The sequence below is a fragment of the Microbacterium testaceum StLB037 genome (assembly GCF_008763945.1).
GTDB lineage: Bacteria > Actinomycetota > Actinomycetes > Actinomycetales > Microbacteriaceae > Microbacterium > Microbacterium testaceum_G.
In genome coordinates this window covers 563,810-589,021 of record NZ_VTQH01000001.1, presented here as the reverse complement: position 1 = coordinate 589,021, position 25,212 = coordinate 563,810, and the positions used below count along the sequence as shown (strand labels likewise).

The 25,212-nt window shown below is 69.3% G+C and carries 21 protein-coding genes; 6 read left to right on the top strand and 15 right to left on the bottom strand.

The window, feature by feature from the left end; translation table 11 throughout:
- Nucleotides 1-8 precede the first annotated feature (8 nt).
- Nucleotides 9-1,904, top strand: a complete 1,896-nt coding sequence (locus F9B98_RS02735; RefSeq protein WP_150952522.1) for a phosphoenolpyruvate carboxykinase (GTP) — start codon at nucleotides 9-11, stop codon at nucleotides 1,902-1,904.
- Between the two features lie 107 nt (nucleotides 1,905-2,011).
- Here the strand turns inward: F9B98_RS02735 and F9B98_RS02730 are convergent, their stop codons facing one another.
- The 3 genes from F9B98_RS02730 to F9B98_RS02720 form a co-directional block, all read right to left on the bottom strand.
- Nucleotides 2,012-3,877: an ABC transporter ATP-binding protein gene (locus F9B98_RS02730; protein ID WP_150952519.1), complete on the bottom strand. Its 1,866-nt coding sequence runs from the start codon at nucleotides 3,875-3,877 to the stop codon at nucleotides 2,012-2,014.
- Nucleotides 3,878-4,132: 255 nt separating this feature from the next.
- Nucleotides 4,133-5,584 (bottom strand): MFS transporter, encoded by a 1,452-nt coding sequence (locus F9B98_RS02725; RefSeq protein ID WP_150952516.1) that lies wholly within the window; start codon nucleotides 5,582-5,584, stop codon nucleotides 4,133-4,135.
- 201 nt (nucleotides 5,585-5,785) lie between these two features.
- Nucleotides 5,786-6,139, bottom strand: a complete 354-nt coding sequence (locus F9B98_RS02720) for a Fe-S protein (protein ID WP_150952514.1) — start codon at nucleotides 6,137-6,139, stop codon at nucleotides 5,786-5,788.
- 114 nt (nucleotides 6,140-6,253) lie between these two features.
- Between F9B98_RS02720 and F9B98_RS02715 the strand changes: the two genes are divergently transcribed.
- The 3 genes from F9B98_RS02715 (at nucleotide 6,254) to F9B98_RS02705 (ending at nucleotide 9,442) form a co-directional block, all read left to right on the top strand.
- A complete protein-coding gene (locus tag F9B98_RS02715; RefSeq protein WP_150952511.1) occupies nucleotides 6,254-6,583 on the top strand; it encodes a DUF4190 domain-containing protein in 330 nt (109 codons plus the stop codon).
- Between the two features lie 289 nt (nucleotides 6,584-6,872).
- Nucleotides 6,873-8,063: a glycosyltransferase gene (locus F9B98_RS02710; RefSeq protein WP_191966642.1), complete on the top strand. Its 1,191-nt coding sequence runs from the start codon at nucleotides 6,873-6,875 to the stop codon at nucleotides 8,061-8,063.
- Nucleotides 8,060-9,442, top strand: a complete 1,383-nt coding sequence (locus F9B98_RS02705; RefSeq protein ID WP_150952506.1) for an O-antigen ligase family protein — start codon at nucleotides 8,060-8,062, stop codon at nucleotides 9,440-9,442. The genes F9B98_RS02710 and F9B98_RS02705 overlap by 4 nt, the downstream gene beginning before the upstream one ends.
- On the opposite strand, the gene F9B98_RS02700 is transcribed toward F9B98_RS02705, so the two are convergent.
- The gene (locus F9B98_RS02700; protein ID WP_150952503.1) at nucleotides 9,394-10,131 is read right to left on the bottom strand and encodes a hypothetical protein; all 738 of its coding nucleotides are present in this window, start codon (nucleotides 10,129-10,131) and stop codon (nucleotides 9,394-9,396) included. The two genes, F9B98_RS02705 and F9B98_RS02700, sit on opposite strands and share 49 nt — an antisense overlap.
- A gap of 231 nt (nucleotides 10,132-10,362) precedes the next feature.
- On the opposite strand from F9B98_RS02700, the gene F9B98_RS02695 reads away from it, so the two are divergent.
- Nucleotides 10,363-13,011 carry an MOP flippase family protein gene (locus F9B98_RS02695; RefSeq protein WP_191966641.1) on the top strand — a complete coding sequence of 883 codons (2,649 nt, stop codon included), beginning with the start codon at nucleotides 10,363-10,365 and terminating at the stop codon, nucleotides 13,009-13,011.
- Between the two features lie 14 nt (nucleotides 13,012-13,025).
- Here F9B98_RS02695 and F9B98_RS02690 read toward each other — a convergent pair whose 3' ends face one another.
- The 7 genes from F9B98_RS02690 to F9B98_RS02660 form a co-directional block, all read right to left on the bottom strand.
- Nucleotides 13,026-13,979: a hypothetical protein gene (locus F9B98_RS02690; RefSeq protein ID WP_150952497.1), complete on the bottom strand. Its 954-nt coding sequence runs from the start codon at nucleotides 13,977-13,979 to the stop codon at nucleotides 13,026-13,028.
- Between the two features lie 171 nt (nucleotides 13,980-14,150).
- Nucleotides 14,151-14,624 (bottom strand): 6,7-dimethyl-8-ribityllumazine synthase, encoded by a 474-nt coding sequence (gene ribH / locus F9B98_RS02685; RefSeq protein WP_150952494.1) that lies wholly within the window; start codon nucleotides 14,622-14,624, stop codon nucleotides 14,151-14,153.
- A complete protein-coding gene (gene ribA, locus F9B98_RS02680; protein ID WP_150952491.1) occupies nucleotides 14,624-15,892 on the bottom strand; it encodes a GTP cyclohydrolase II in 1,269 nt (422 codons plus the stop codon). Before ribA ends, ribH begins: the two co-directional genes overlap by 1 nt.
- A complete protein-coding gene (locus F9B98_RS02675; RefSeq protein ID WP_150952488.1) occupies nucleotides 15,889-16,545 on the bottom strand; it encodes a riboflavin synthase in 657 nt (218 codons plus the stop codon). Before F9B98_RS02675 ends, ribA begins: the two co-directional genes overlap by 4 nt.
- Nucleotides 16,545-17,591: a bifunctional diaminohydroxyphosphoribosylaminopyrimidine deaminase/5-amino-6-(5-phosphoribosylamino)uracil reductase RibD gene (gene ribD / locus F9B98_RS02670; protein ID WP_150955786.1), complete on the bottom strand. Its 1,047-nt coding sequence runs from the start codon at nucleotides 17,589-17,591 to the stop codon at nucleotides 16,545-16,547. Before ribD ends, F9B98_RS02675 begins: the two co-directional genes overlap by 1 nt.
- 430 nt (nucleotides 17,592-18,021) lie before the next feature.
- On the bottom strand, nucleotides 18,022-18,885 hold the full coding sequence (locus F9B98_RS02665; protein ID WP_150952485.1) for an Fpg/Nei family DNA glycosylase: 864 nt from the start codon (nucleotides 18,883-18,885) through the stop codon (nucleotides 18,022-18,024).
- A 52-nt stretch (nucleotides 18,886-18,937) separates the two neighbouring features.
- A complete protein-coding gene (locus F9B98_RS02660; protein WP_150952482.1) occupies nucleotides 18,938-19,495 on the bottom strand; it encodes a GNAT family N-acetyltransferase in 558 nt (185 codons plus the stop codon).
- 720 nt (nucleotides 19,496-20,215) lie between these two features.
- Between F9B98_RS02660 and F9B98_RS16065 the strand changes: the two genes are divergently transcribed.
- Nucleotides 20,216-20,488, top strand: a complete 273-nt coding sequence (locus F9B98_RS16065) for a DUF559 domain-containing protein (protein ID WP_225310197.1) — start codon at nucleotides 20,216-20,218, stop codon at nucleotides 20,486-20,488.
- A gap of 446 nt (nucleotides 20,489-20,934) precedes the next feature.
- Here the strand turns inward: F9B98_RS16065 and trpS are convergent, their stop codons facing one another.
- From trpS to F9B98_RS02635, 4 genes are all read right to left on the bottom strand, one after another.
- Entirely contained in the window at nucleotides 20,935-21,939 is a 1,005-nt protein-coding gene (gene trpS / locus F9B98_RS02650) for a tryptophan--tRNA ligase (protein ID WP_150952475.1), read from the bottom strand.
- Nucleotides 21,940-22,035: 96 nt separating this feature from the next.
- Nucleotides 22,036-22,884 (bottom strand): exodeoxyribonuclease III, encoded by an 849-nt coding sequence (locus F9B98_RS02645; protein WP_150952472.1) that lies wholly within the window; start codon nucleotides 22,882-22,884, stop codon nucleotides 22,036-22,038.
- A gap of 86 nt (nucleotides 22,885-22,970) precedes the next feature.
- Nucleotides 22,971-24,170 (bottom strand): YihY/virulence factor BrkB family protein, encoded by a 1,200-nt coding sequence (locus tag F9B98_RS02640; RefSeq protein ID WP_150952469.1) that lies wholly within the window; start codon nucleotides 24,168-24,170, stop codon nucleotides 22,971-22,973.
- 256 nt (nucleotides 24,171-24,426) lie between these two features.
- Entirely contained in the window at nucleotides 24,427-25,212 is a 786-nt protein-coding gene (locus F9B98_RS02635; RefSeq protein WP_116536175.1) for a succinate dehydrogenase iron-sulfur subunit, read from the bottom strand.

Sequence of the window (25,212 nt, the reverse complement as noted above, 5' to 3'; positions counted from 1 at the left end):
AGAACGACATGGCACTCGCCGACATCTTCAGCTCCACTCCGCGCAACGCAGCGCCCACCACGGCCCGCTCCGGCCGCGTGCAGCGCGCCGGTCACGGCGACCGCCCCGCCGTCGAGGGCCCCGGTCTCGCCGCGCTCATCGCGTGGGTCGATCAGGTCGCCGCCCTCACCCAGCCCGACCGCATCCACTGGGTCGACGGCTCGGCTGCCGAGAACGACACCCTGCTGCACGAGATGGTCGACGAGGGCAAGCTCATCAAGCTCAACCCCGAGTGGCGCCCCGGCTCGTACCTCGCCCGCTCGCACCCCGGCGACGTCGCACGCCTCGAGTCGCGCACCTTCATCGCGTCGAACCGCGAAGAGGACGCCGGCCCCACGAACAACTGGATCGCCCCCGCCGAGATCCGCGAGACGCTGAATGGCGTCTTCGAGGGCTCGATGCGCGGTCGCACGATGTACGTCGTGCCTTTCTCGATGGGCGCGGTGGGCGGGCCCCTCAGCCACATCGGCGTGCAGATCACCGACAGCGCCTACGCCGTGGCATCCATCGGCGTCATGACGCGCGTCGGCACCGCGGTCACCCAGCAGATCGCGAACGGGGCCCCGTGGGTCAAGACCGTCCACTCGGTCGGTGCGCCCCTCGCGCCGGGCCAGGAAGACGTCGCATGGCCCTGCAACGACGAGAAGTACATCGTCCACTTCCCCGACACCCTCGAGGTGTGGTCGTTCGGCTCGGGCTACGGCGGCAACGCGATCCTCGCGAAGAAGTGCTTCGCGCTGCGCATCGCCTCGGTCATCGGCCGCGACGAGGGCTGGCTCGCCGAGCACATGCTCCTCATCCGCGTCATCGACCCGAAGGGCAAGGCGTACCACGTGGCCGCCGCGTTCCCCTCGGCCTGCGGCAAGACCAACCTCGCCATGCTGCGTCCGACGATCCCCGGCTGGCGCGTCGAGACCCTCGGCGACGACATCACGTGGATCCGCCCCGGCGAGGACGGCCGCCTGTGGGCCATCAACCCCGAGGCGGGCTTCTTCGGCGTCGCCCCCGGCACCGGCGAGTCGACCAACGTCACGGCGATCGAGACCCTGTGGGGCAACACGATCTTCACCAACGTCGCGCTCCGCCCCGACGGCGACGTGTGGTGGGAGGGCCTGACCGACGAGGCGCCCCCGCACCTCATCGACTGGGAGGGCAAGCCCTGGACGCCCACGGCGGGCCGCCCGGCCGCGCACCCCAACTCGCGGTTCACGGTGGGTGCCGCGCAGTGCCCGCAGATCGCCGAGGACTGGGAGGCACCCGAGGGCGTGCCCCTCGACGCGATCCTGTTCGGCGGCCGCCGCGCGACCAACGTCCCGCTGGTCGTCGAGGCCACCGACTGGTCGCACGGTGTGTTCATCGGCTCGACCGTGTCGAGCGAGAAGACCGCGGCGCAGGAGGGCACCGTCGGCGAGCTCCGTCGAGACCCCTTCGCGATGCTGCCCTTCTGCGGCTACAACATGGGCGACTACTTCGGACACTGGTTGAAGGTCGGCCAGAAGCTGCGCTTCGACCGTGCGCCCCGCATCTTCCAGGTCAACTGGTTCCGCAAGGGCGACGACGGCCGGTTCTTGTGGCCCGGATTCGGCGACAACGCCCGCGTGATCGACTGGATCATTCGCCGCGTGGACGGACAGGTCGACGCCGTCGACAGCCCCATCGGCCGTCTCCCGAAGATCGAGGACCTCGAGCTGACGGGTCTCGACCTGCCCGCCGCCGACCTCGAGGAACTGTTCTCGATCGACCGCGCGTCGTGGCTCGCCGAGGCCGACCTGACCGAGGAGTTCTACGACACCTTCGGCTCGCACCTGCCGGCCGCGCTGCGTGCCGAGCTCGCCGCGCTGCGCTACCGCCTGCAGCGGTCCTGAGACCGGTTCGCCCCCGCGCCGTTCGGCGCGGCCGGCGGACCCTCGAATCGACGCCCCTCCCGTTCTTGGCGCGCGGGAGGGGCGTCGGTGCGTCCGTGCGAGGTTGTTCAGACCAGCAGCTGGTGCTTGGCGAGGTCGCGGTAGAGCGGGGTGGATGCCACGAGCTCGCTGTGCGTGCCCTGCCCCACCACTCGGCCGTCCTCGAGCACGACGATCATGTCGCTGTCGACGACGGTCGACAAACGGTGTGCGATGACCAGCAGCGTGCGGTCGGTCGCCACGGCGTCGATGGCTTCGCGCATGCGTTGCTCGTTGACCCCGTCGAGCGATGAGGTCGACTCATCGAGCAGCAGCACCGGGGGAGCGGCCAGCAACGCCCGCGCGATCGCCAGGCGCTGACGCTCGCCGCCCGACAGCATGACGCCGTCCTCGCCCGCGGGGGCGTCGACCCCGAGGGCATTGCGCTCGAGCACGTCGCCGAGGTTCACGGCGCGCAGCACCCGCTCGCAGGCGTCGTCGGTGGCATCGGGGGAGGCGAGTCGGAGGTTGTCGGCGATCGTGCCGGCCAGGGTCGGGGCGTCCTGTTCGACGTAACCGAACCGCGCGCGCAGGTCGTCGCGGGCGAGGTCGCGCGCGTCGGTCCCGTCGATGAGGATGGTGCCGCTCGTGGGGTCATAGAACCGTTCGACGAGCGAGAGGATGGTGCTCTTGCCCGCACCCGACGGGCCGACGAGGGCCACGCGCGCTCCGCGCGGAACGGTGAACGACACCCCGCGCAGCACCTCGTGGTCGTGCGGGGGTTCTGCGTCTCCGGCGCCCAGGTGCACCTGGGCGAGCACCGAACGCGCTTCTTGCGCCGCGGCCTCGCGCGCCCGAACGACGTGGTCGGGGTAGCGGAAGCGCACCTCGCGGAACTCGATCGCCGGGGCGTCGGTGGTCGTGATCGCCGTCGACGGCCGGTCGTCCTGGTCCTCGAGGGGCAGGTCGAGCACCTCCTGGATGCGCCCGAGCGCTCCCAACGCCTGGTTCACCGAGGTGATGGCCCCGATGGCCGAGGCGAGGGGCTGGACGAGCAGGAACAGGAAGATCACGAACGTGACGAGGGACGCGACATCGATGGCCCCGGATGCCACGCGGTACCCGCCGACGCCGAGCACGACGAGCAGCGACACCTGCAGCGCCACGAACGCGATCGGCACGATGAGCGCCGAGACGCGCGCGATGCGCACTCCCGCGGCGTAGGCGGCGGTGGCGTTCTCGGTCACGGCGGCGATCTCACGATCGGTGGCGCCCGATGCGCGGATGGTGCGGATCGAGCCCACCGCCCGCTCGACGCCCGACGACAGCTCGCCGACCTTGGCCTGTTGGACCGCGGATGCCGAGCGGATGCGCGTGCTCAGCAGCACGACCACCGCGAGCGAGGCGCCCACGACCACCACGATGAGCACGAGCAGCAGCGGGTCGATGAACGCCATCGCGATGACCGCGCCGACGAGGATGAGGGCGTTGCCCACGGCATCCGCGAATCCCTGCGTGAGCACCGCGTACAGCAGCGTCGTGTCGGTGCCCACGCGCGAGACGAGGTCGCCCGTCCGGCGTGCGTCGAACTCGCTGATGGGCAGGCGCAGGATGCGCGAGATGAGCCGCCGCCGGCTCGAGAAGACGACGGCGGTACCGGTGCGCTGCAGCAGATAGTGCTGGAAACCCGAGATGACCGACGACAACACGACGAACGCGACCAGGAGCCACACCAGAGCGCCGAGGGGAACGGCGTTCTGCACGCGCGAGATGACCTCGCCGACCAGCAGCGGCTGAGCGAGGGTGGCGGCGGCACCGAGGATGCTGAGCACCGCCACGACCGCGAGCGTGCGCCTGTGCTCGAGGAGGAACGGAACCAGCTGACGGAACGACGCGCGCGGGCCCTCGGGCACGCGGCGGCCGCGCCGACCGCGCGCGGGAGCGGGAAACGACATGCTCACCTCGGGAGAAGAATGGGGTGCTTCGACCGTACCCCGCACCACCGACACCGCCGGCCGGTCCGTTCGACGGCGTGCGAAACTCCGGAGAAATCGGTGCCCCAGGTCGTTCCGAGGCCGCCGCGCCCGTCCCCCGCCGCGAAACCACCGGAGCCCGGCCCCAGGCCGCGCCGCCGCCGACCCCGGCCCCGGAAACACCGGATGCCACGAGGCGCAGGCCCCGTGGCATCCGGTGTCTCAGAACCGAACGCGTTACGGCGCGGTCGCTCCGGCGGCGATGTTGTCGTCGTAGTCGACGTCCTTCGTCTCGGGCGAGAGCACCAGGGCGATGAGGGTCAGCACACCCATCACCGAGAGGTAGACGCCGACGAGCCAGGGGCTGCCGTCGCCGGCGGCCCACAGCGCGACCGCGACGATGGGCGCGAGGGCGGCGCCCAGGATCGACGAGACGTTGTACGAGATGGCCGAGCCGGTGTAGCGCGTGTTGGTCGGGAACAACTCCGGCAGCACCGCGCCCATGGGACCGAAGGTCGCACCCATGAGGAGGAATCCGAACACCAGGAACGCCTGCACGAGGGCTCCTGTGAACTTCGGGTCGGCCGCGGGCAGCAGGAACACCGAGAACAGCAGACCGAACACGATGATCGCGATGGTCACGCCGATCAACAGACGCTTGCGGCCGATCGCGTCGGCCACCGGGCCCGAGAGCATCGTGAACACGCCGAAGAAAACCACGCCGATGATCTGCATGATCACGAAGTCGGTGTAGCCGAAGCCGAGACCGGGCACGTACGTGGCGGCGTCGAACGCGGTTCCGGCCTTCTCTGCCGCGGCGGCCGCGACCTCCGCGGTGGGCTTGGTTCCGTACGACAGCGTGAAGCTCGTCATGAGGTAGAAGAGCACGTAGGTCGCCAGCATGATGAACGTGCCGAGGATCAGCTGCTTCCAGTTGCGGCGGATGACCTCGCCGAGCGGGAACTTGCGGATCGCGCCGCTCTTCTCGGCCTTCGCGAACGACTCGCTCTCGACGAGCTTCAGGCGCACGTAGAGGCCGACGATAACCATGATCGCCGAGAACAGGAACGGCACGCGCCAGCCCCAGGTCAGGAACTCCGCGGAGCGCTGGGCCGTACCGTCGGGGTGCGGCAGCGCGAAGTTGATCACGAGGAACACCGTGTTGGCGATGATGAAGCCGATCGGGGCGCCCAGCTGCGGGAACGTGCCGAACAGGGCGCGCTTGCCCTTCGGGGCGTTCTCGGTGGCGACCAGCGCCGCGCCCGACCACTCGCCGCCGAGGGCGAAGCCCTGCGCGAGGCGCATGATCAGCAGCAACACCGCGGCCCAGACGCCGATCTCGTTGAAGGTCGGGAGGCACCCGATGAGGAAGGTCGCGACACCCATCGTGAGAAGGGATGCCACGAGGGTGGCCTTGCGACCGAAACGGTCGCCGAAGTGGCCGAAGACGATCGCCCCGAGGGGGCGCGCGACCATCGCCGCGCCGAAGACGCTGAACGACAGCAGGAGCGAGGTGGTCTCGTTGCCGGTCGGGAAGAAGAGGACGGGGAAGACGAGGACCGCGGCCGTGGCGTACGCGTAGAAGTCGTAGAACTCGATCGTGGTGCCGATGAGGCTCGCGGTGATGACGCGCGAACGGGGGTTCGCGGGAGCCGCGGCGGATCGGGTGGAGGGGGATGAGGTGGTCATGACTGCCTGACGAGAAGGTCGATCAATCGCGTCCGGGATGGGGCGCAGCGGTGGCGCGCCGCGATCACGGGGGTGTGTGTGAGCGGGTGCGCGAAGGAGCACCGGGAACGTCCCCGAGTGAGGGGCGTTCTAGACCCTCCAGTCTATGCGTGCGCTGAGTGCGCGCCGAACGTCGTCGTTCCACGCCGCCGGCACCCGCCGTCAGCGCCAGACCACCGCGAGGCCGGCGTTCAGCAGGGTCAGGATGCCGATGGGCCAGAAGATCGCCGGGGACAGCGACCCGTTGCGCTTCTGTCGAGCCGAACCGATGCCCAGCAGTGCGCCGATGATCAGCAGCACGACGAGCTTGATGCCGATCTTGGCGTAGTTGAGGTCGTGGTCGAGGCCCCACGGCGCCGAGAGCGCGAGTCCGGTCACGAGGGAGATGACGAGCGCGTAGTTCATCAACGCGGTGACGCGTACGCGGCGTCCGACGGCCTCGACGACCCAGGCCCCGAAGAGGACGGCGAAGCCGACGAGGTGGATCAGGATGACGACGTTCCGCAGAATCTCCATACCGGTCAGGGTAAGCAGGCCGGGCTTCACCCGCCAGCAAGGGGGGCCTCACTGCGGGAGGGCGTTCAGCCGATCAATATGTGTTCCCCGATAACTCCCAGGAAAGGGGATTTCATGTCCGAGACCACCTACCCGCAGGCCGTCCCGCCGGCGACCACTACCAGCATCCCCGGGCGCACGCTCGGCATCATCGCTCTCGTCGTCGCGTTCCCGGCGAATCTCATCGGCCTGATCCTCGGGATCGTCGCCCTCGTGAAGAGTCGGAAGGCCGGTGTTCGCAACGGGCCCGCCGTCGCGGCCATCATCGTCGGCGCCGTCTTCCTGATCCTGTCGATCGTCGTCATGGTGGTCGTCGTTGGCGGAGCCACCGCCGCGCTCGGGCAGTGCGCCGAGCTCGGACCCGGCACTTACGAGATCGCGGGCCAGACGATCACCTGCAACTGACGGAGCACGACACGAGGGTGGGAACGCCATCCCGAAGGCCTCACCCGCGGACGAATTGACGTCGCGCGCTCGCTCGGGCGGATGCCCCGGCGAGCGCGCGATGCGATTGCGCCGGCGACGTCAGCCGCGCAGCTCCCGCAGAACGAGCGCGGTGCGGATCGGGGCATCCGCGAGGATGAACTCCTCGTGCTGACGGGCGAAATCGTGGTCCCGTCCGCGGAGAACCTTCGCGTCCGGTGAAAGCCTGAGCGGTGCGCGCACGCCTGAGCGCGCGAGTCCGGAGGAACAGGTGCCCCAGATCGTTTTCGTCTCCGACGACGCCGTCCACCCTGTCACGAGCGGGGGCCGGCTGGAACTCCTCGGGGAGTTGAGAGCCCTCTCCGCGGCCGGCATCGTCGTACATCTCGTGGCGTTCCACCGCGAAGCGGTCCCGGCGGAGGACCAGGAGAGGACGTCCGAACTCGTGGCATCCGCGACATTCGTTCCGCGTCGGGGGTTCGTTGCGTCCACCTTGCGTGATCCCCTGCACCCCTTCCAGCTGAGTTCGCGATCCGTTTCGTCCGGCGTCGTCACCGAGGTCATCCGTGCGGCGCAGGGTCGAGTGGATGCCGTCCTGGCGAGCCATGAATGGACGCTGCCCGCCGCGCAGCGGTTCGCTTCCGCGGTGGGGGACGTTCCCATCCTTCTGCGCAGTCACAACGACGAAGCGGCCTATTACCAGTCCCTTGCCGAGCATGCGACCGGTGCGAAGCGGCTGTATCTGCGCGGCGAGAGCCGCCGGATCGATCGAGCACTGCGTGAACGGAGCTTGTGGAGGGGAGTCATCGCGGCCGCTGTCATCTCGCCCGCAGACGGAGAAGCGTACGCGCGGGTCGGCGTTCCGGTGTCGGTCATTCCCCCGACCTTCGACACCGTCGCGCCTCACGCACGCGACCTTCCCCTGCCGGATCGCTCAATCGGCTTCGTGGGCGCTCTGGACTCGTCTCACACCGAGCAGGGCCTCCGCTGGTTCGTCGACGAAGTGTTCGCCGCGCTGCACGGGGGCGATTCGTCGACGCGCCTCGTCGTGGCGGGACGACGGGCGAGTCCCCTGCTGCGGGGGCACCTCGAGCAGACGCCGGGCGTCGTGTTCCTCGGGGAGGTCGATGACCCCGCGACGGTCTACGAGCGGGCCCGGATCTTCGTCAACCCGATCTTCTCCGGGAGCGGTGTCAACATGAAGATCGGCCCGCCGATCGCCCACGGACTTCCCGTCGTCACGACGACCGTCGGCGCGCGCGGCTTGTCGACCCTTCGACCAGCCCTGACGATTGCCGACGACGCCTCGACGATGCGCAGGCGCATCTCCATGCTTCTGCGGGACGACGCGCTGTGCCATGAGCTGTCGCGAGTCGGTACTGCGGTCCTCCGCTCTCACCGGCCCGAGACGACGGGCCTGCTCTTCCGGGACCTCCTCGCGGACGCGCGGCAGCACGCATGACGGCTCCAGCGCATACCGCCACTGCGGGGTTTCGGCGATACGGGCGCAGGGAAACGGGCGCCAACGCCGGCGTGTCACCCTCGGACGGTACCTTCGCTCGAACGCGCCGCATACAGCTCGCTGTCGTCCTCCTGCTTGGCGCCTGGTGGTGCGCGGCGGGCCCGCTCGTCAGCCTGATCGTCGCCGAGCGCCTTCCGGCCGACCGGATGTCGACAGGACGGATTGCCGAAACCGCTCTCGGAGCGCAGGTGCAGAGCATCGGGCTGCCCGCCTGCGTCTTCGGCTGTTTGAGCATCGTCCTCTGGAATCTTCTTCGGGACCCGATCCGAGTCCGGCCACTGTGGCCACTCGTGGCGATGGGCTTCTTCTTCGCCTCGATCGCGTTCGCGAACTTGGCCGCCTCGGGCGGTGAGGTGCGGTCCGGGTCGAGGATCGCCCTCCTCCTGGCGCTCACGATCTGGTCCATTCAGCCGCAGCTGGAAGACCTCCGTCTCCTGGGGATCGCCGGCATGGTGATCGTCGCCATCTCGCTCGCCCTCCTGCCTTCCGGCAAGGCGTGGATGCCGGCCGCGGACATCGTCCTCCAGGAAAAGGCGATCATCGGTACCCAGCTGCTGGCCGGCCCGTTCGGACAGAGCAACGTCCTCGGGATGGCTCTTGGCGTGACGATGCCGTTCGTCTTCCTCTTCCGCAGAGTGGGGACACGCCTGGCGGCATTCGGGCTCATGGGGTTCTTCCTCGTACTGACGGGCAGTCGAAGCACGCTCGTCGGTATCGCGGGTGCCCTCGTGATCGCTCTGGTGATGGCGTGCGTTCGCGATCGCCTCTTGTCGGGCATCATCGGCCTTCTGGGTGCGGGCGCGCTGCTCGCACTGGGGATGTGGGTGCCGCTCACGACCAACGACCCGCAGGCCTTCACCCAACGGGGCTCGATCTGGATGATCTCCCGCGCAACGTGGGGAACCTCGACGGAGTCCCTGCTTTTCGGTCAGGGCTTGGGCTATTACGGGATCGGTGGCCACTTCGCCCTGTTCGACCATGGATCCCCGACCTACCACGGTCACAACGAACTGGTGAGCACGATGACGACCTCGGGTCTCATCTCTCTTGCCGCCTTTCTCACGATCATCGGAACGGCACTGTTCGGATCTTTCCGTTTCCGGGGCCGCGGGCGGCGGACCGCGTTCTTCGCGATCCTCGTTCTCCTGGGGTGCAGCATCGCAGAGACCCCTCTGCGCATCGACGCGATCGATTCACTCGGGTGGCTCACGTGGTTCAGCCTGTTCGCAACCCTGGTAGCCGTCTCGGGCGGCGAGGCGGGACACGAACCCTACGTGGTCCCAGGTTCGCGCATCCGGTCGAGGTCGGCGTCGCGGTAGGTCAGACGGATCTGCTCGTCGTTGCCCGAGGGGACGTTGGTCGCCATGAGAGCAGATCGTTGCGAGCCCGGAACTGCCGGGTGGTGGACGGGCGCGTCGAAGACCTGACGAGGGAACAGCCCGGTTCGCAGTGTCGCGCGATGCAGCCAGAGGTCGTCCCCGCGGGGGCACTCCTCTAAGAACCGTGTGCCGTAGGCGCGCGCTTCCTCGATGACGGCGGACGGATAGAGGACGCCGCCGACGCCGTTCAGAACAAGGCGGAGGTCGGGGGCGGCTGTCGTGCTCAGGTGCCAAGTACGGTAGGGGGCGACTGTGCCGTCGTCGCAGAATCGCATGACCTCGCCTCGGTAGCCGATCGTGCTGTCGGGGTACTCCCTGTGACGTTCGAGCAGGATCTCGAGCCAGCGGCGCGGGTACAAGACGTCGTCATCGGCGGTGACCAAGGGCAACTCGTGGACGGGGAGCGAGGTCGCGTACGGGTAATACTTCTTGTGCGCGCCGAAGTCTTCGCATCCACGGATCTCGAGGCCGCGTCGACATAGCGCGCGGAGTTCGCGAGGAACACCCTCCTGCAGGTCGCCGTTCGACAGCCAGAGAATCAGCCTCTGCGGGCGCACTGAGCCCGCTCCGATGGACTCGATGGTCGCGAACACCGTCGAGATGCGATGGCCGAAAGAGGTGAGGCTCACGACAGCCGGCGCCTCACCGGTCACAGGCCGACGGCGGGCCGAGGCCGTGACGCGCCAGCTCGCGATGCGGAGGCGTTTGCGAACAGCGTTGGTGATCTTTCGTGCATGCACGGGTGGGAACGTAACAGGCGGCCCGAGAGACGCGGGACACCACTGTTTCACTGAGAACGTCGTGAAGCGACGTCGCGATCGCTGTCGACCCTTTCTCTCTCTCGCACCCGGAGGTCTCGAGTGACAGCTGCGCGCGCCACGACCGCCACGAGCTGGACGGCGATATCGGTCCTGTCCACCTCTGTCGCGCAACTCGTCATGATGTTGCTCCTCGCGCGGATTCTCGACATCGAACAGATGGGACTGGTCTCGACGGTCCTGATCTTCTCCTCATTTCTCGAGGTCTTCGTGGGTCTCGGACTCACCGCGGCGCTCATCCAGCGTCGTCGGGTCACCTCGCGTGAACTCGCGAGCGTGCATTGGGCGAACCTGTCGCTCGCCCTCGTCGGGCTGATCATCGTGTGGGCCGTGTCCGCGCCGATCGCGTCGCTGTTCGGCGCGCCGTCTGCAGCACCCCTGGTCGTGGTGAGTGCGCTGGCGTTCGTCTTCACCGCGGCGGGACAAGCGCATCGCGCTGTGCTGGAGAAGCGCCTCGATTTCCGGCCGCTCGGTCTGGCCGACGTGGCTTTCGCCGTTGTCTCCCTGACCTCCGCTCTTCTGCTCGCCCTTGCGGGGTGGGGTGGGATGAGCGCGGCTGCCGCTCTCGTCCTTGCATCCGCAGCACGGACGGCCGTCTTCGTCCTCGCGGGCAGACGGGTGGCGCGAATCCGCCTGCACTTCCGGTTCTCCGAACTGCGCCGCTTCCTGCGTTATGGCGTCTGGCAGTCGACCGACGGCGTGTTGAATTACGTCGGCAACACACTCGCCACGATCGCGACGGGCCGATTCGTGAGCACGGCCGCACTCGGCGGTTTCAACCTCGCTTTCACCCTGGGGGTGAGTTTGGCGGGGCGCGTGAGCCCGATCCTGACGCGCGTCCTGTTCCCCTATTTCGCGATCATTCAAGACGATCGAACACGTGTGAGAGAGGCATACCTCAAGCTACTGACGCTCGTTGGGGTACTCAATATCCCCGCGTTGGTCTGCGTGAGCTTGACCGCCCGCGACGTCATGACGGTCGTCTACGGCGAGAAGTGGGCGGCTTTCGGACCCGTGCTGGGCGTCCTCGCCATCGCCGGAGCCATCCGTTCACTCGGCTACCCCGTCGGCTCCCTTCTGGCGGGCACCGACAAGCTTCGCCTCGGTGTGTACCTGAACATGGGCCGCACCGTCGTGAATGTGCCGCTGATTCTGCTGATGACGCTTTTCTGGGGCGTCGACGGTGCCGCATGGTCGTTGGTGGTCATGGCCGTGGTCAGTTACGGGCTGGGCTATGTATGCCTCAACCACGTCGTTGCCACACCGGTACGCGCCTACCTTCGGGCGACGTCGACGCCGATCCTGCTCGCCATTCCGCCGGCGGTGGCCGTGATGGTCGTCGGCTGGTCTGCGGAGTCGCTTCCGACGGCCGTCCGTCTCTCGGCTCAGGTCGCTGCGGGCATCGGGGCCTTCGTCGTGTCCCTCGTGCTCTGCCCCGACCGAACCGTCGGTGAGATGGTGCAGGCCGTTCGTCGCAGGGGTGTCCGGGCTCCTCAGCTCGACGTCGCGGTCGTCCTGCCCGCCGACGAGCGGTTCGATGGGACGGGCGGCGCCGTCGCTTCCTGGGTGCGCAACGCTTATTCGGTCATGCCCGAGGGACTCGAAGTCGGGGTCTTCTGCCCCCGAGGACACATGCGCTTTCATGGAAGGGTTCCGCGGGTGCGCCTGCGGCTTTTCGACCTTATCGACGCGCTCGTCCGAATCGCCGCCCGAGGGGCGGCGGCACTCGTGCGCCGGAACCCGGACGGCATCGTCCGCGTGGCGACGATGGGGGGCCGCATCTGGGCTTGGTGGCTGGCACCCCTGGTCTGTCGGTCCCGTGCGGTGCATCTGCACAACGAGCCGGGGTACGCGCTGGCGCTCCGGCGCGCCGGGTACCGTGGTCGGATCGTCCTGCATATGCACAACGACCCGATCGGTGCGGTCGGTCGGATCCGCGGCCGGAGGTGGCCGCGAGGCTCCACGGAAGAGCTCTTGTCGGCCGTCGATGCGTGGGTCTTCTGCAGCGAGCACTTGGCTGCTCAGGCGCGCGCACATCTCGGAATCACCGCGACCGTTGTCGTTCCGAACGGGGCGACGGTGCCTGACGCCGTTCCCCTGTGGCACGAAGTCGGGAATCTCCTCCGGATCGCCTTCGCCGGTCGTCTGATCCCGGAGAAGGGGGCACTCCAAGCGGTGCAGACGGTTTCCGAGCTCGCTCGACGCCGCGCGGTGGTGCTCGATATCTATGGAGGGAAAGCGCCCGGTGCAGCGGTGGGGGAGTCGGCTTACACCCGCGCACTCCGCGCACTCGCCGCGGAGGTCTCGGCAGCCCACCCCGGCAGTGCGGTGAACGTCCACGGGTTCGTCCCGCCCGACGTCATGACCGAGGAATTGGCGCAGGCCGACGTTTTCCTCTATCCCTGTCAGTGGGACGAACCTTTCGGCATGGTTCTCTTGGACGCGATGATCGTCGGGACGCCGGTGGTCACCGTCGCCCGAGGCGGCATCCCCGAGATCGTGAGGACCGAGGCCGGGGGCGTCGTCCTCTCGCCGGCGGCGAGCGTGGCCGAACTCGCCAAGGCGGTCGAGACAGTGGCGGGGGACACGCGCTACCTCGATCGGCGTCGGGCCGCCAGAGAGGTCGCGGCGGAGCGGTTTGGTTGGCGAGCCATCGCGGAGCGCTTGCTCCCCGTCATCGACCCCTCGTGATCAGCCCCTCATGATCAGCGAGGTTCGGCGAGAAGGGCAGCGAGGACGGTGTGTGCGTCACGGGCTCGGGTTCTGAGGAGGATCTTCCCCGCGGCGTCCGCTTCGCCGGGTCGGGGTCTCGTGCCGCTCGTCAAGTCGAGCGAGCGGGCGAGAGCACCCCAGTCCTCCTCTCCCGCAAGCATGATGCTTTCGCAGTGGGTGGCTCGAATGGGCGTCCGCAGCTCGATCGACCTGCGGCGCCCGCGCGCGAGAAGAAGGCTCAACGCCCGGAACACCGCGTGCCGGAGGGGTCTGAGCCCCCACGGACGCGTCCACTTCGAGCTCCGATGAAAAGGGGCCAGGATGTACTCGACGCCCGGTGGTGTGGCGTGCGATCCGAGCGCGCGCCATGAGAGCTCGTCCCATGCGCCGCCACCGCATGACATCAAGAGGTGCCGGCGGAAGTCCGAACGGAAGGCGCGGCCCGTCACGGCGAAACTCGACGTCCCTCCCGGGACGTGAGCCCACCCCGGACGAATCTGACTGATCGCGCCGTGCTCCGACTCCAGCGCGTAGAGAAGCCGGTAATCGGCGGTGCCGTCGACCAGGAGCTGGAGAGCATCGGGATGGTGGAGGTGGTCGTCCTCGACGAAATAGACCAGGTCCGCGTCGGCGGGCCGGATCTGCGAGCGGACCGCCCGCACGACCGGTCGCCACGACTTGGCGGCCGTGCCGCCCCTGACAGCGAGAAAGGCGTCCGCTCGGTGAAGAAGGTGCGCCGTTGAGCCGGGCAGAGGGCGGCCTGAAGAGACATCGATCGCCGCGGTCACGCGCACGTCGAGACCCGCCTCGCGAGCCCGGTCCACCGCCGCGAAAAGTGACGCGATGCACCGGTCTTTGCTGTACCACGAAGGGCGGTTCTTACGGTTCTCGCTGGGCGTCGTACGGAGCACGACGTGGAGGACGGGAGCGCTGAGAGGATCGTTCACGGATCGAGTCTGACTCGGCTTACCTCATGCGAAGCCGGGGCGCAGTTCGACATCCGCGGGTGAAAAGTTGCGTTATCCGGGGTGAAGACGGCGGACCGGTGATCCCGGGGGTGAGTCGAGGCGTCCGCGCACGCATCCTCGACCGTGCGCGATGCGATTGCGCCGGCGACGTCAGCCGCGCAGCTCCCGCAGCACGAGGGCGGTGCGGATCGCGGCATCCGCGGCCTCCTCGCCCTTGTCCTCCTTCGACCCTTCCAGACCCGCCCGGTCCAGACCCTGCTGCTCGTCATCGAGGGTGAGCACGCCGAAGCCGACCGGCTTGCCGGCGTCGAGGGCGACGCGGGTCAGGCCGTCGGTCGCGGCCGACGAGACGAACTCGAAGTGCGGCGTGCCGCCGCGGATGATCACGCCCAGGGCGACCACGGCATCCGCTCCGCCGTCGAAGGCCGCGCGAGCGGCCACGGGCAGCTCGAACGAACCGGGCACGCGCACGACGCGGTACGTGGCGCCCGTGGCATCCAGAACCCTCTTCGCCCCGGCGACCAGACCGTTCGTGATCACCTCGTGCCAGGTGCCGGCGATGACGACGACGTTCAGACCCGACGCGTCGACGCCGCCGGTCTCGGGTGCTCCACTACCGGCCATCAGGCGCTCTCTTCCTTCATGTGCGCGAGGGCGTCGCGCAGGTCGTCCTCGGCGATGATGTGACCCATTCGATCGCGCTTCGTCTCGAGGTACTGGTGGTTGTTCGGTCCGACACCCACCAGCAGGGGGACCTGCTCGACGACGTCGAGGCCGAAGCCGCGCAACTGCGCGACCTTATCGGTGTTGTTCGTGAGCAGTCGGACCTTCTCGACCCCGAGGTCGGTGAGGATGCCAGCGGCGGCAGCGTAATCGCGTGCGTCGGCGGGGAGGCCGAGCGCGAGGTTGGCGTCGACGGTGTCGAGGCCCCGCTCCTGCAGGTTGTACGCCCGCAGCTTGTTGATCAGGCCGATGCCGCGACCCTCGTGACCCCGCATGTAGATCACGATCCCGCCGTCTCGGTCGATCGTGTCGAGGGCGGCGTCGAGCTGCGGGCCGCACTCGCACTTGAGCGAGCCGAACGCCTCACCGGTCAGGCACTCCGAGTGCACGCGCACGAGCGGCGCCTGCTCCGTGAGGTCGCCCGACACGACGGCGAGGTGGTCGGTACCGGTGACGCGGTCCTTGTAGGCGAGGAAGCGGAACGTCCCGTGCGAGGTGGGCACGTTCGACTCGGCGCGCAGACTCACGCGGCGCCGCGCGGGGGCGGTGGCCGGCAGCGGGTCGGTCTCGTCGAGGTAGCCGATGAGCTGTTCGATCGTGATGACCGGGATGCCGTCGCGCTCGCCGAGCTCGAAGAGTCCGGGCAGACGCATCATGCTGCCGTCCTCGGCGACGACCTCGGCGATCGCTCCGACGGGCTCGAGTCCGGCGAGACGCATGAGGTCGACCGCTGCCTCGGTGTGGCCGGCGCGCTCGCGGACGCCGCCGTCGACGGCGCGCAGCGGAAGCACGTGCCCGGGGCGGATGAGACTGGTCGGAACCGATTCGGGGTCGGACAGCACGTTGAGGGTTCGCGCGCGGTCGGCGGCACTGATGCCGGTGGTCACACCCGACGCGGCATCGACGCTCACCGTGTAGGCGGTGCCGCGGGCGTCCTCGTTCACCGCCACCATAGGCGGCAGCTCGAGCCGGTCGGCCCATTCGGCGGGCATGGGGGCGCAGACGTATCCGCTCGACCAGCGGACCGTCCACGCGAGAGCCTCAGGGGTCGCCAACTGGGCGGACAGGATGACGTCGCCCTCGTTCTCGCGGTTTTCGTCGTCGGCGACCAGGATCGGTCGGCCTTGACGCAGGGCCTCGAGGGCCTCGGGGATGGTGGACAGGCTCATACGGAGCCCCTCTCGGTCTGTGCGGCGGTCACCGCGGGATTCTCTGTCGTGCGGAAGGCGAGCATGCGCTGGACATGACGGGCCAGGATGTCGGTCTCGAGATTCACGGGCGTGCCCGCTTCGGCCCGGCCGAGGGTCGTGGCCTCGAGCGTCTCGGGGATCAGCGAGACCTCCAGCCACGGCTCGGTCTCGGAGGCTGCGCTGACGGCACTGACGGTGAGCGAGACCCCGTCGATCGCGATCGAGCCCTTGTCGACCACGAGCGGGGCGAGATGAGACGGGATGCCGACGCGCACGACGCTCCACTGCGCGCCCGGCCGCACCTCGCGGACCACGCCGGTGCCGTCGATGTGCCCCTGCACGATGTGACCGCCGAGGCGCCCGTGGGCGGCAGTGGCGCGCTCGAGGTTGACGGAGCGGCCGGGGGCCACGTCGGCGAGGGTCGACATGTCCAGCGTCTGCTTCATGACGTCGGCGGTGAACCAGTCCTCGCCCTGATCCACGACCGTCAGGCAGACGCCGCTGACCGAGATCGAGTCGCCGTGCCCGGCGTCCGACACCGACAGCGGGGCGCGCACCGTCAGTCGCACGCCGTCACCCGAGGGCTCCACGGCGGTGACGGCGCCGATCTCTTCGACGATTCCGGTGAACATCAGGCGTCTCCTTCGTTCTCTCCCGCGGCCGCGGGCACAGTCTCGGGGCTTCGGGGCGAGGCTCCCGCGGGTGCGGCGACGATCAGCAGATCGTCACCGAGGGGGGTGACGGATGCCACGGCCAGCCGCCGCGCCGCGTCGATGCTCGGAACACCCACGTCGCCGAGGGCGAGGCGTGAGCCGCCGAGCAGGACGGGGGCGATGTACACGAGCAGCTCGTCCGCGAGACCCTCGCGCACGAAAGCGCTCGCGAGGGTCGGACCGCCCTCGACGAAGACCCGCTGCACGCCCTGTTCGGCGAGGTCGGCGAGCACCGCGCGCAGGTCGTGGGTCGCATAGAACAGGGGGTCGCGCGGGTGGCGGCGCACAGCGGCATCCGAAGCCGTTTCGCTCTCGCCGATGATCACGGGCGTCGGCTGGCCCTCGAGGAGCGAACCGTCGTCGGCGCGGGCGGTGAGCGCCGGGTCGTCGGAGCGCACGGTGCCGGTGCCGGCGACGATCGCGTCGGCCTGCGCGCGTCGCGCGTGCACGTCGCGGCGTGCGGAGGGACCGGTGATCCACTGGCTGGTGCCGTCGTCGGCAGCGGCGCGACCGTCGAGGCTCTGCGCCCACTTGACAGTCACGTGCGGGCGGCCCGTGCGCTGGAGGTGCGTCCAGTCGCGCACGAGATGCTCGGCGGCATCCGCTTCGGGGCCCGCCTCGACGTCGACGCCGGCCGCCCGAAGCCGGTCGGCGCCGCCCGACGCGGCGTCGGTGGGGTCGTCCAGGGCGTAGACGACGCGCGCGACGCCGGCGTCGATGAGCGCGACGGCGCACGGGCCCGTCCGCCCGGTGTGATTGCAGGGCTCGAGGGTCACGACGGCGGTGGCGCCACGCGTGGCATCCGGAGTCAGCTGCGAGAGGGCGTCGACCTCGGCGTGGGCGGTGCCGGCGCCGCGGTGGTACCCCTCGGCGAGGACATGGCCGTCGGCGGAGAGGATGACGGCGCCCACCTGGGGATTGAGCCCGCGCGGGCCGCGCCGGGCGAGCTGGAGCGCTCGCCGCATGGCGTCGATCTCGACGGCGGATGCCAATTCCCTGTCCTTCCCGCGGATCGGGGCAGGGCCAGCGGGAAAGCGCAAATGCGCCGTCCGTGCTGCCTCCTATCCGGACTAGCGACGGAAACCCCTCGCATCACCGTCGGTCCCGGAATTCCACCGGATCAGCCCCACCCCCGAGAGGGAAGGGTTCGCGGACTATCACCGCCGGTTCGGATTCTCACCGACCCCGGAGCACGTTTTGCTCTTCGGAGTCTATCCAACGCGCGTCGCGCGATTTCATTCCTTGTCACGCGGAGACGTTTCGTCCTGTTTTTGCGCATTCACGACGCCCTCGCGGGTCGGCCGTCCGGGCGGTCCGGCCTCGCGTGCGTACCGCGGCTCGCGCGTCGGGCTCAGCCGCGCGCCGGGCCCGCCCGAGGCCGTGGGCGACCCAGCCTCACTTCAGCAGCCGGGACAGGCGGCGGTCGGCGAGCAGCTTGCCGCCCGTCTGGCAGGTCGGGCAGTACTCGAGGGAGTTGTCGGCGAAGAAGACGCTGCGCACCTCGTCACCGCACACCGGACAGGCTTCGCCGCGGCGCCCGTGCACCCGCATGCCCCGCCTCTTCGCGTCTTTCAATTCGGCGGGCGGCTTGCCCCGGGCTGCGGCGACCGCCTCGGTCAGGGTGGTCGTCATCGCGGTGAAGAGATGATCGACCTCGGCGTCGGACAGATTCGCAGCCAGGGCGTAGGGCGACATCTTGGCCGCGTGGAGGATCTCGTCGGAGTAGGCGTTGCCGACGCCGGCGATGATCGATTGATCTCGGAGGACGCCCTTGATCTGGGTACGACGCCCGGCGAGCAGCGCCCCGAACTCTGTGCGACCGAACTCGTCACCCAGGGGGTCGGGACCGAGACGGGCGATACCGGGCACCTCCGCGGGGTCGGTCACCGCGTACACCGCCAGCGACTTCTTGGTGCCCGCCTCGGTGAGGTCGAAGCCCGAGCCGTCGTCGAACCCGACGCGCAGTGCGATAGGCGTCTTCCCGGGCTTGATGAGCGTGGCCGGAAGCGCGTCGTACCACCGCAGCCACCCCGCCTTGGCGAGGTGGAACACGAGATGGATCCCGCCGTCGGTCGCCAGATCGACGAACTTGCCATGCCGGTCGACGGCGACGACCTGCGCCCCGATGAGGTCGGTCAGGGGCGGGTCGTACGTCTTGAGAGCGTTGATCGCCGACACGGTGGCTTTGTCGACGCGCAGTCCCGCCACTCGCCCACGCAGGAACTCGACGAGCCCTTCGACTTCTGGCATCTCCGGCATGGGCCCATGGTGCCACCGACCTCCGACATCGGGTCGGGGCCTTGCATCCGGCCTAGAGGACGGGCCAGGGCTGCGGGTCGCGGTCGTCGGTGCGCAACAGCCCGCCCACCCACATGTCGGAGCGCCCGAGCGAGTTGACGCCCGCTTGCCGCAGCAGTCCCTCGTAGCGGAAGCCCAGCGCTCGGGCCACGCGAGCCGACCCGACGTTGCCGACGACCGCGCGCCACTCGATGCGCTGCACAGCGGGCCGGTCCTCGGCGAAGCCCCAGTCGACGACGGCGCGGGCCGCCTCGGTCGCGACACCCTGCCCTCGAACGTGCGCCGACACCCAGTACCCGAGCTCCGGGCCGCCGCTCGGCAGCTTCGCGAGCCCCGCCATGCCGACCAGACTCCCCTCGAGGCGGATCGCCCAGGTCGCCTCCGACCCCTCGGCCCACCAGCCGCGCGTCAGCTCGACGAAGGCCTCGGCGTCGGCGGGGAGGTATGGCGAGGGGACCGTCGTGAAGCGTTGGATGTCGGCATCCTGGCACTCTGCGTGGATCGCGGCGATGTCTCCCTCGTGCGGGGCCGACAGCTCGAGACGGGTGGTCCGCAGGATCTCCGGTTCCATTCCGCCACGCTACCCGCGGCCGCGCCCGGCATCGGGCACAACTCCTGCAATCCCGCGATCGCCGCCCGGATGAGCCCTCATGCGCCCAGATCTGCAGGAGTTGCGCACGGTCGTTCATGCAGACGAGTTATCCCCAGATGTCTTTCCCGCCCGTTCGTGCCCCCTTCGAGGCGGAAGTCTCGACCCATGTCCGCCGTTTCCGCTTCCTCCCGCGACCTCCGTGCTCAAGGCCTCACGCGCGCACACATCGCGAGGGCCGTCGCGGCCGGACAGCTGCTCCGCCCCCGCCGCGACCACTACCTGCCGGCCGATTCGCCGAAGGACGTGGTGTGTGCGGTCGGGTACGGAGGTCGGCTCGACTGCCTCTCCCTGCTCAGAGCACGAGGCGTCTTCGCTCACGATGCCGACCATCTGCACGTGCAGTTCGAGCGTGACGCCAGCCGCCTCCCGGCGCGCAGCCCTGACGTCCGAGGACACTGGCGTTCGAGCTCGGCAGCGGTACGCGCGACGTGTGCACCTCTGCTCGAGGCGCTCGTGCAATCCGCTTCGTGTCAGCCGCCACGGAGCCTGGTCGCATCCCTCGACAGCGCGTGGTACGCGGGGCTGATCCGGGAGAACGAGGTGGGTGATGTCTTTCGACGTCTGCCGCGTCGCTTCCGATCTCTGCGGCGGCTCGTCGATCCCTCCGCAGAGTCCGGGCCGGAGACGATGGTCCGGCTCATGCTCCGCAGCCTCGGACTGTGTTGGGAAGCACAGGTCTCCATCCCGCTCGTCGGTCGAGTCGACTTCGTCGTGGAGAAGTGGCTGATCATCGAATGCGACAGCAAGACGCACCACTCCTCGTGGGACGCACAGCGCGAGGATCGCCGCCGCGATCGTGCTGCCGCGGCGGCGGGCTACCTCACCCTCCGCTTCATCGCGGAGGAGATCCTGTACAAGCCGGACAGCGTTCGAGCCGCGATCGCCGGGCTCAAGACTCGACTCCTGCGCTGATCTGACGGTCGGAGCGGCCGCGACCCCCTCCCGTGCGTACATAACTCCTGCAATGTCGCGGTGGGTGCCCGGGGTCGGCCCTCGTATGGCTTGATCTGCAGGAGTTGTGCGCGGTGGGGTGCGGGGGCCCGGCGCAGGTCGGCGTGCACAACTCCTGCGATGTCGCGGTGGGTGCCCGGGTCGGCCCTCGTATGGCCTGATCTGCAGGAGTTGTGCGGGCCAGGGCGCGTGGGTACCGGACACCCGGCCGCCGCCCCGGCGCGCATAACTCCTGCACATCGTGCGTGTGGGTCGGTTCGAGCGGCGCCCCAGCGGCATCTGCAGGAGTTGTGCACGCCGAAGTGCCGACGCCCGACGCCCCCGGCACCCCGGACACATCGGTCACCGCACGGACGACGACGCCCGCACGACTCGGCGAGTCGTGCGGGCGCCGGAGAGCGGAAGGGTCAGCCGCGGCGGAGCAGGCCAATGCGGTCGTAGACGTCGGCGAGGGTCGTCTCGGCGACGGATGCCGCTTTGCCCGCGTTCACGGCCAGCACCCGGTCGAGCTCGGCGGGGTCGTCGAGCAGCTCGAGGGCGCGCGTGCGCACCGGCTCGAACTCGTTGACGACGACGTCGGCGAGGCCCTTCTTGAAGTCGCCGTAGCCGCGGCCCGCGTACTCGTCCTCGATCGAGGTGATCTCGCGGCCGGTGAGGGCCGAGTAGATCACGAGCAGGTTCGATACGCCCGGCTTCTCGTCGCGGTCGAAGCGCACGGCGCCCTCGGAGTCGGTCACCGCGCGCATGATCTTCTTCGCGCTGACCTTCGGGTCGTCGAGCAGCCACAGCACGCCCGCGTCGGACTCGGCCGACTTCGACATCTTCGACGTCGGGTTCTGCAGGTCGAAGATGCGGGCGGTCTCGCGCTGGATCACCGGCTCGGGCACCGTGAAGGTCTCACCGAAACGCTGGTTGAAGCGCTCCGCGAGATCCCGCGTGAGCTCGATGTGCTGCTTCTGGTCGTCGCCGACGGGCACGACGTCGGTCTGGTACAGCAGGATGTCGGCGGCCATCAGCACCGGGTAGGTGAAGAGTCCGACGTTGGTGGCATCCGTGCCGTAGCGGGCCGACTTGTCCTTGAACTGCGTCATGCGCCCGGCCTCGCCGAAGCCCGTGAGGGTCGAGAGCACCCACTGCAGCTCGGCGTGCGCGGGCACGTGCGACTGCACGTACAGCGTGGAGCGCGAGGGCTCGATGCCGGCGGCGATGTACTGGGCGGCGGTGCGGCGGGTCTTCTCGCGGCGCTCGGCGGGGTCGCCGGGCTGCGTCAGGGCGTGCAGGTCGACGACCGAGAAGAAGGCGTCGTACTCGTCCTGGAGGTCGCGCCACTGCAGGAGAGCCCCGATGTAGTTGCCGATCTGAAGGCTGTCGGCGGAGGGCTGCATTCCGGAATAGAGGCGCTCGGTGGTCACCGTACGATCCTAGGCCGCGCCGGCGGCGCACACCCGCCGCCGGCGCGCCGCCCGCCTGCAGCCGGACGCGCCGCCGCCCTCGGAGAGCCTCCGGCGTCAGCGCCCCAGCGTGTAGTCGACGATCACGGGGGAGTGGTCGCTCCACCGGGTGTCGTACGACGGGGCGCGGTCGACCCGGTACGCGCTCACGCGCTCGGCGAGGGCGGGCGTGGCGACGTGATAGTCGATCCGCCAGCCACTGTCGGTGTCGAACGCCTTACCGCGCATCGACCAGAACGTGTACGGACCCTCGACCTCGCCCATCGCGCGCCGGCCCACGTCGACCCAGCCGAGACCAGTGCCGATCGAGCCGTCGACGCCCTCGACCTTCTCGCCCGCGGGGCCGAAGAAGCGGTCGAAGTAGGCACGCTCGCGCGGCAGGAACCCGGCGTTCTTGCGGTTGCCGCGCCAGTTCTTGATGTCGAGTTCGCGGTGGCCGACGTTCAGGTCGCCCGTGACGAGGGCCAGCTCGGTCGAGGCGCTCAACTCGGCGAGGCGGCGCTCCATCGCGTCGAGGAACAGCCACTTCGCGTCCTGCTTGGGGGTGTCGACCTCGCCGCTGTGCACGTAGGCGCTGACGATGGTGACGGCCTCGCCGTCGATGTCGAAGTCGGTCTCGATCCAGCGGCCGGATGCGTCGAGCGGCTCGGGGCCGAGGTGCGTACGGGTCTCGACTCCGGGCAGCCGACTGATGATCGCCACGCCCGCGCGCCCTTTCGCGAGGGCCTCGTCGTTGACGATCTGCCACCCGGGGAGGGCCTCGGCGAGCTGCTCTGCGGTCGCCCGCACCTCTTGCAGGGCGACGATGTCGGCGCCGGAGGCGTCGAGCCATTCGAGCATGCCCTTGCGGACGGCGGCACGGATGCCATTGACGTTGACGGAGACGATACGCACGGAACGAGCCACCCGACGAGCCTATCCGCGGCCTCCGACATCGAGCCCGCCGTCCCCGAGCGCACCGGCGGGAGGCTCGCGGGAGACATCGAACCCGCTCAGTCGGGCAGCAGCGACGTCCGGCGCGGGGCGGGGACGTCGGCCTCGGCGCGCGCGAGGGTCTTCCGGGCGGCGATCACCCGGCGCTTCGCCCGCCAGCGCAACGGCCATCGCGACAGTGCGAGCGCCTTCTCGGCTTCGCGCAGACCCACCTGGGCGGCGATGACGAGCGCGGCCTGCTCCATCGCCCGGCGGTCTTCGGGCGAGCGCAGGGGGACGTCTCGATCGCCCGCGGCAACGGCGATCCAGGCCGCCGAGACGAGGATCACGATGCCGATGAAGCGGAACCACAGCAGGAAGCCGATGAGCACCGTGAACGTCGACAGCAGCGGGTTGGACGGCGAGTAGACGAACAGGAAGCCCGCACCGATCTGCAGCACGACCATCCCCGTCGCGCCCACCACGGCACCGGGCCAGGTGCGCCGCCAGGTGAGGCTCGTCCCGGTGAGGAACCGGAACAGCGAGGCGAGGGCCACCGTGTTCACCCCGAAAGCGACGACCAGCGAGACGACGCGGGCCCCCACCGACCATCCCAGCGTCTCGCGGTCCCAGCCGATGAGCCCGAAGACGAGATCGACGGCTCCCGTCGTGATCGACCCGAGCAGCGCGCCGATGAGCAGCGAGATGCCGAACAGCACCGACGCCACGAAGTCGCGGGCCTTGAGCATGACGTAGTTGCGCGTGTCGAACGGCAGGCCGAAGGTGTCGCGCACAGCACGTCGCGTGAAGGTGACGAAGCCGATCGCCGTCCAGATGACGACGATGACGGCCACGACGCCGGTGATGGTGAGCAGGCGCCCGCTCTCCTGCGTGGCGGTTTCGACCTGCTCGCGCGAGACCAGCCCGTTCTCGCTGATGAGCGCGGGGATGTAGCTGTTGACGATGCGGATGAGTCCGTCGACGGCGGCCCTGCTGCCGCCCAACCAGATCCCGACGCCCGCGAAGGCGAGGTACAGCGCGGAGAACACCGCGAACAGGCCCTGGTAGCTCATGCCCGCCGCCAGCAGGAAGCCGTTGTGCTGCAGGAAGTGGCGCCACACCCGGATGGGGAACCACTGCGCGATGCGCTGCGCGCGTGCGAGGGGCTGGTCGAGTCGCTCCCGAACCGCGGTCTGCGCCTCCGCGAGCCGCTCGCGCAGAGACGTGTCGTCGGCGCGCACCGCGGGCAGCGGACGCGGATCGGCAGAGGTCTCGGTCACCCGGAAAGCCTAGATGACCGGATGCCGGGGCCCCGTCGTCGCGTCCGATGCGGGTCGCGCGGGGTCGTGGCATCCGGAATCTCGGAGAACGACGCGAAACTCGCATCTTTCCGGGCGAGGTCTGCGAGAAACGTGTGTCTCTGCGAGCGGGAGCACGGAGGGGACCTCGAGCGCCGACAGCTCCGCAGACCGGGCGCGCCCCGGGAACGCCGAACGGCGGGGCGCCGGAGCGCACCCGCCGTTCGAGGGAGTGGGGTCAGCGACCGCCGCGCAGGACGGCCTGCTTGACCTCGGCGATGGCCTTTGTGACCTCGATGCCGCGGGGGCATGCCTCGGTGCAGTTGAAGGTGGTGCGGCAGCGCCACACGCCCTCTTTGTCGTTGAGGATGTCGAGGCGCACATCGCCCGCGTCGTCGCGCGAGTCGAAGATGAAGCGGTGCGCGTTGACGATCGCGGCCGGGCCGAAGTACTGCCCGTCGGTCCAGAACACGGGGCACGACGAGGTGCACGCGGCGCACAGGATGCACTTGGTGGTGTCGTCGAAGACCTCGCGGTCGACGATCGACTGCACGCGCTCCTTGCCGGCCTCGGGCTTCGAGTTCGAGATGAGGAAGGGCTGCACCTCGCGGTAGGAGGCGAAGAACGGCTCCATGTCGACGATGAGGTCCTTCTCGAGGGGCAGGCCCTTGATCGCCTCGACGTAGATCGGCTGCGAGATGTCGAGATCCTTGATCAGCGTCTTGCAGGCCAGGCGGTTGCGGCCGTTGATGCGCATCGCGTCGGAACCGCAGATGCCGTGCGCGCACGAGCGGCGGAACGACAGCGAGCCGTCGACCTCCCACTTGATCTTGTGCAGGGCGTCGAGCACGCGGTCGGTGGAGTACAGCTCCACGTCGTAGTCGACCCAGCGCGGCTCGTCGTCGACCTCGGGGTCGAAGCGGCGGATGTTGAAGGTGACGAGGAACGACTGGATGCCGGTGTCCTCGGGAGTCTGCTCGACCTCTTCCGAGGTATCGACCTGCTCGATGACGGTGGATGCCAT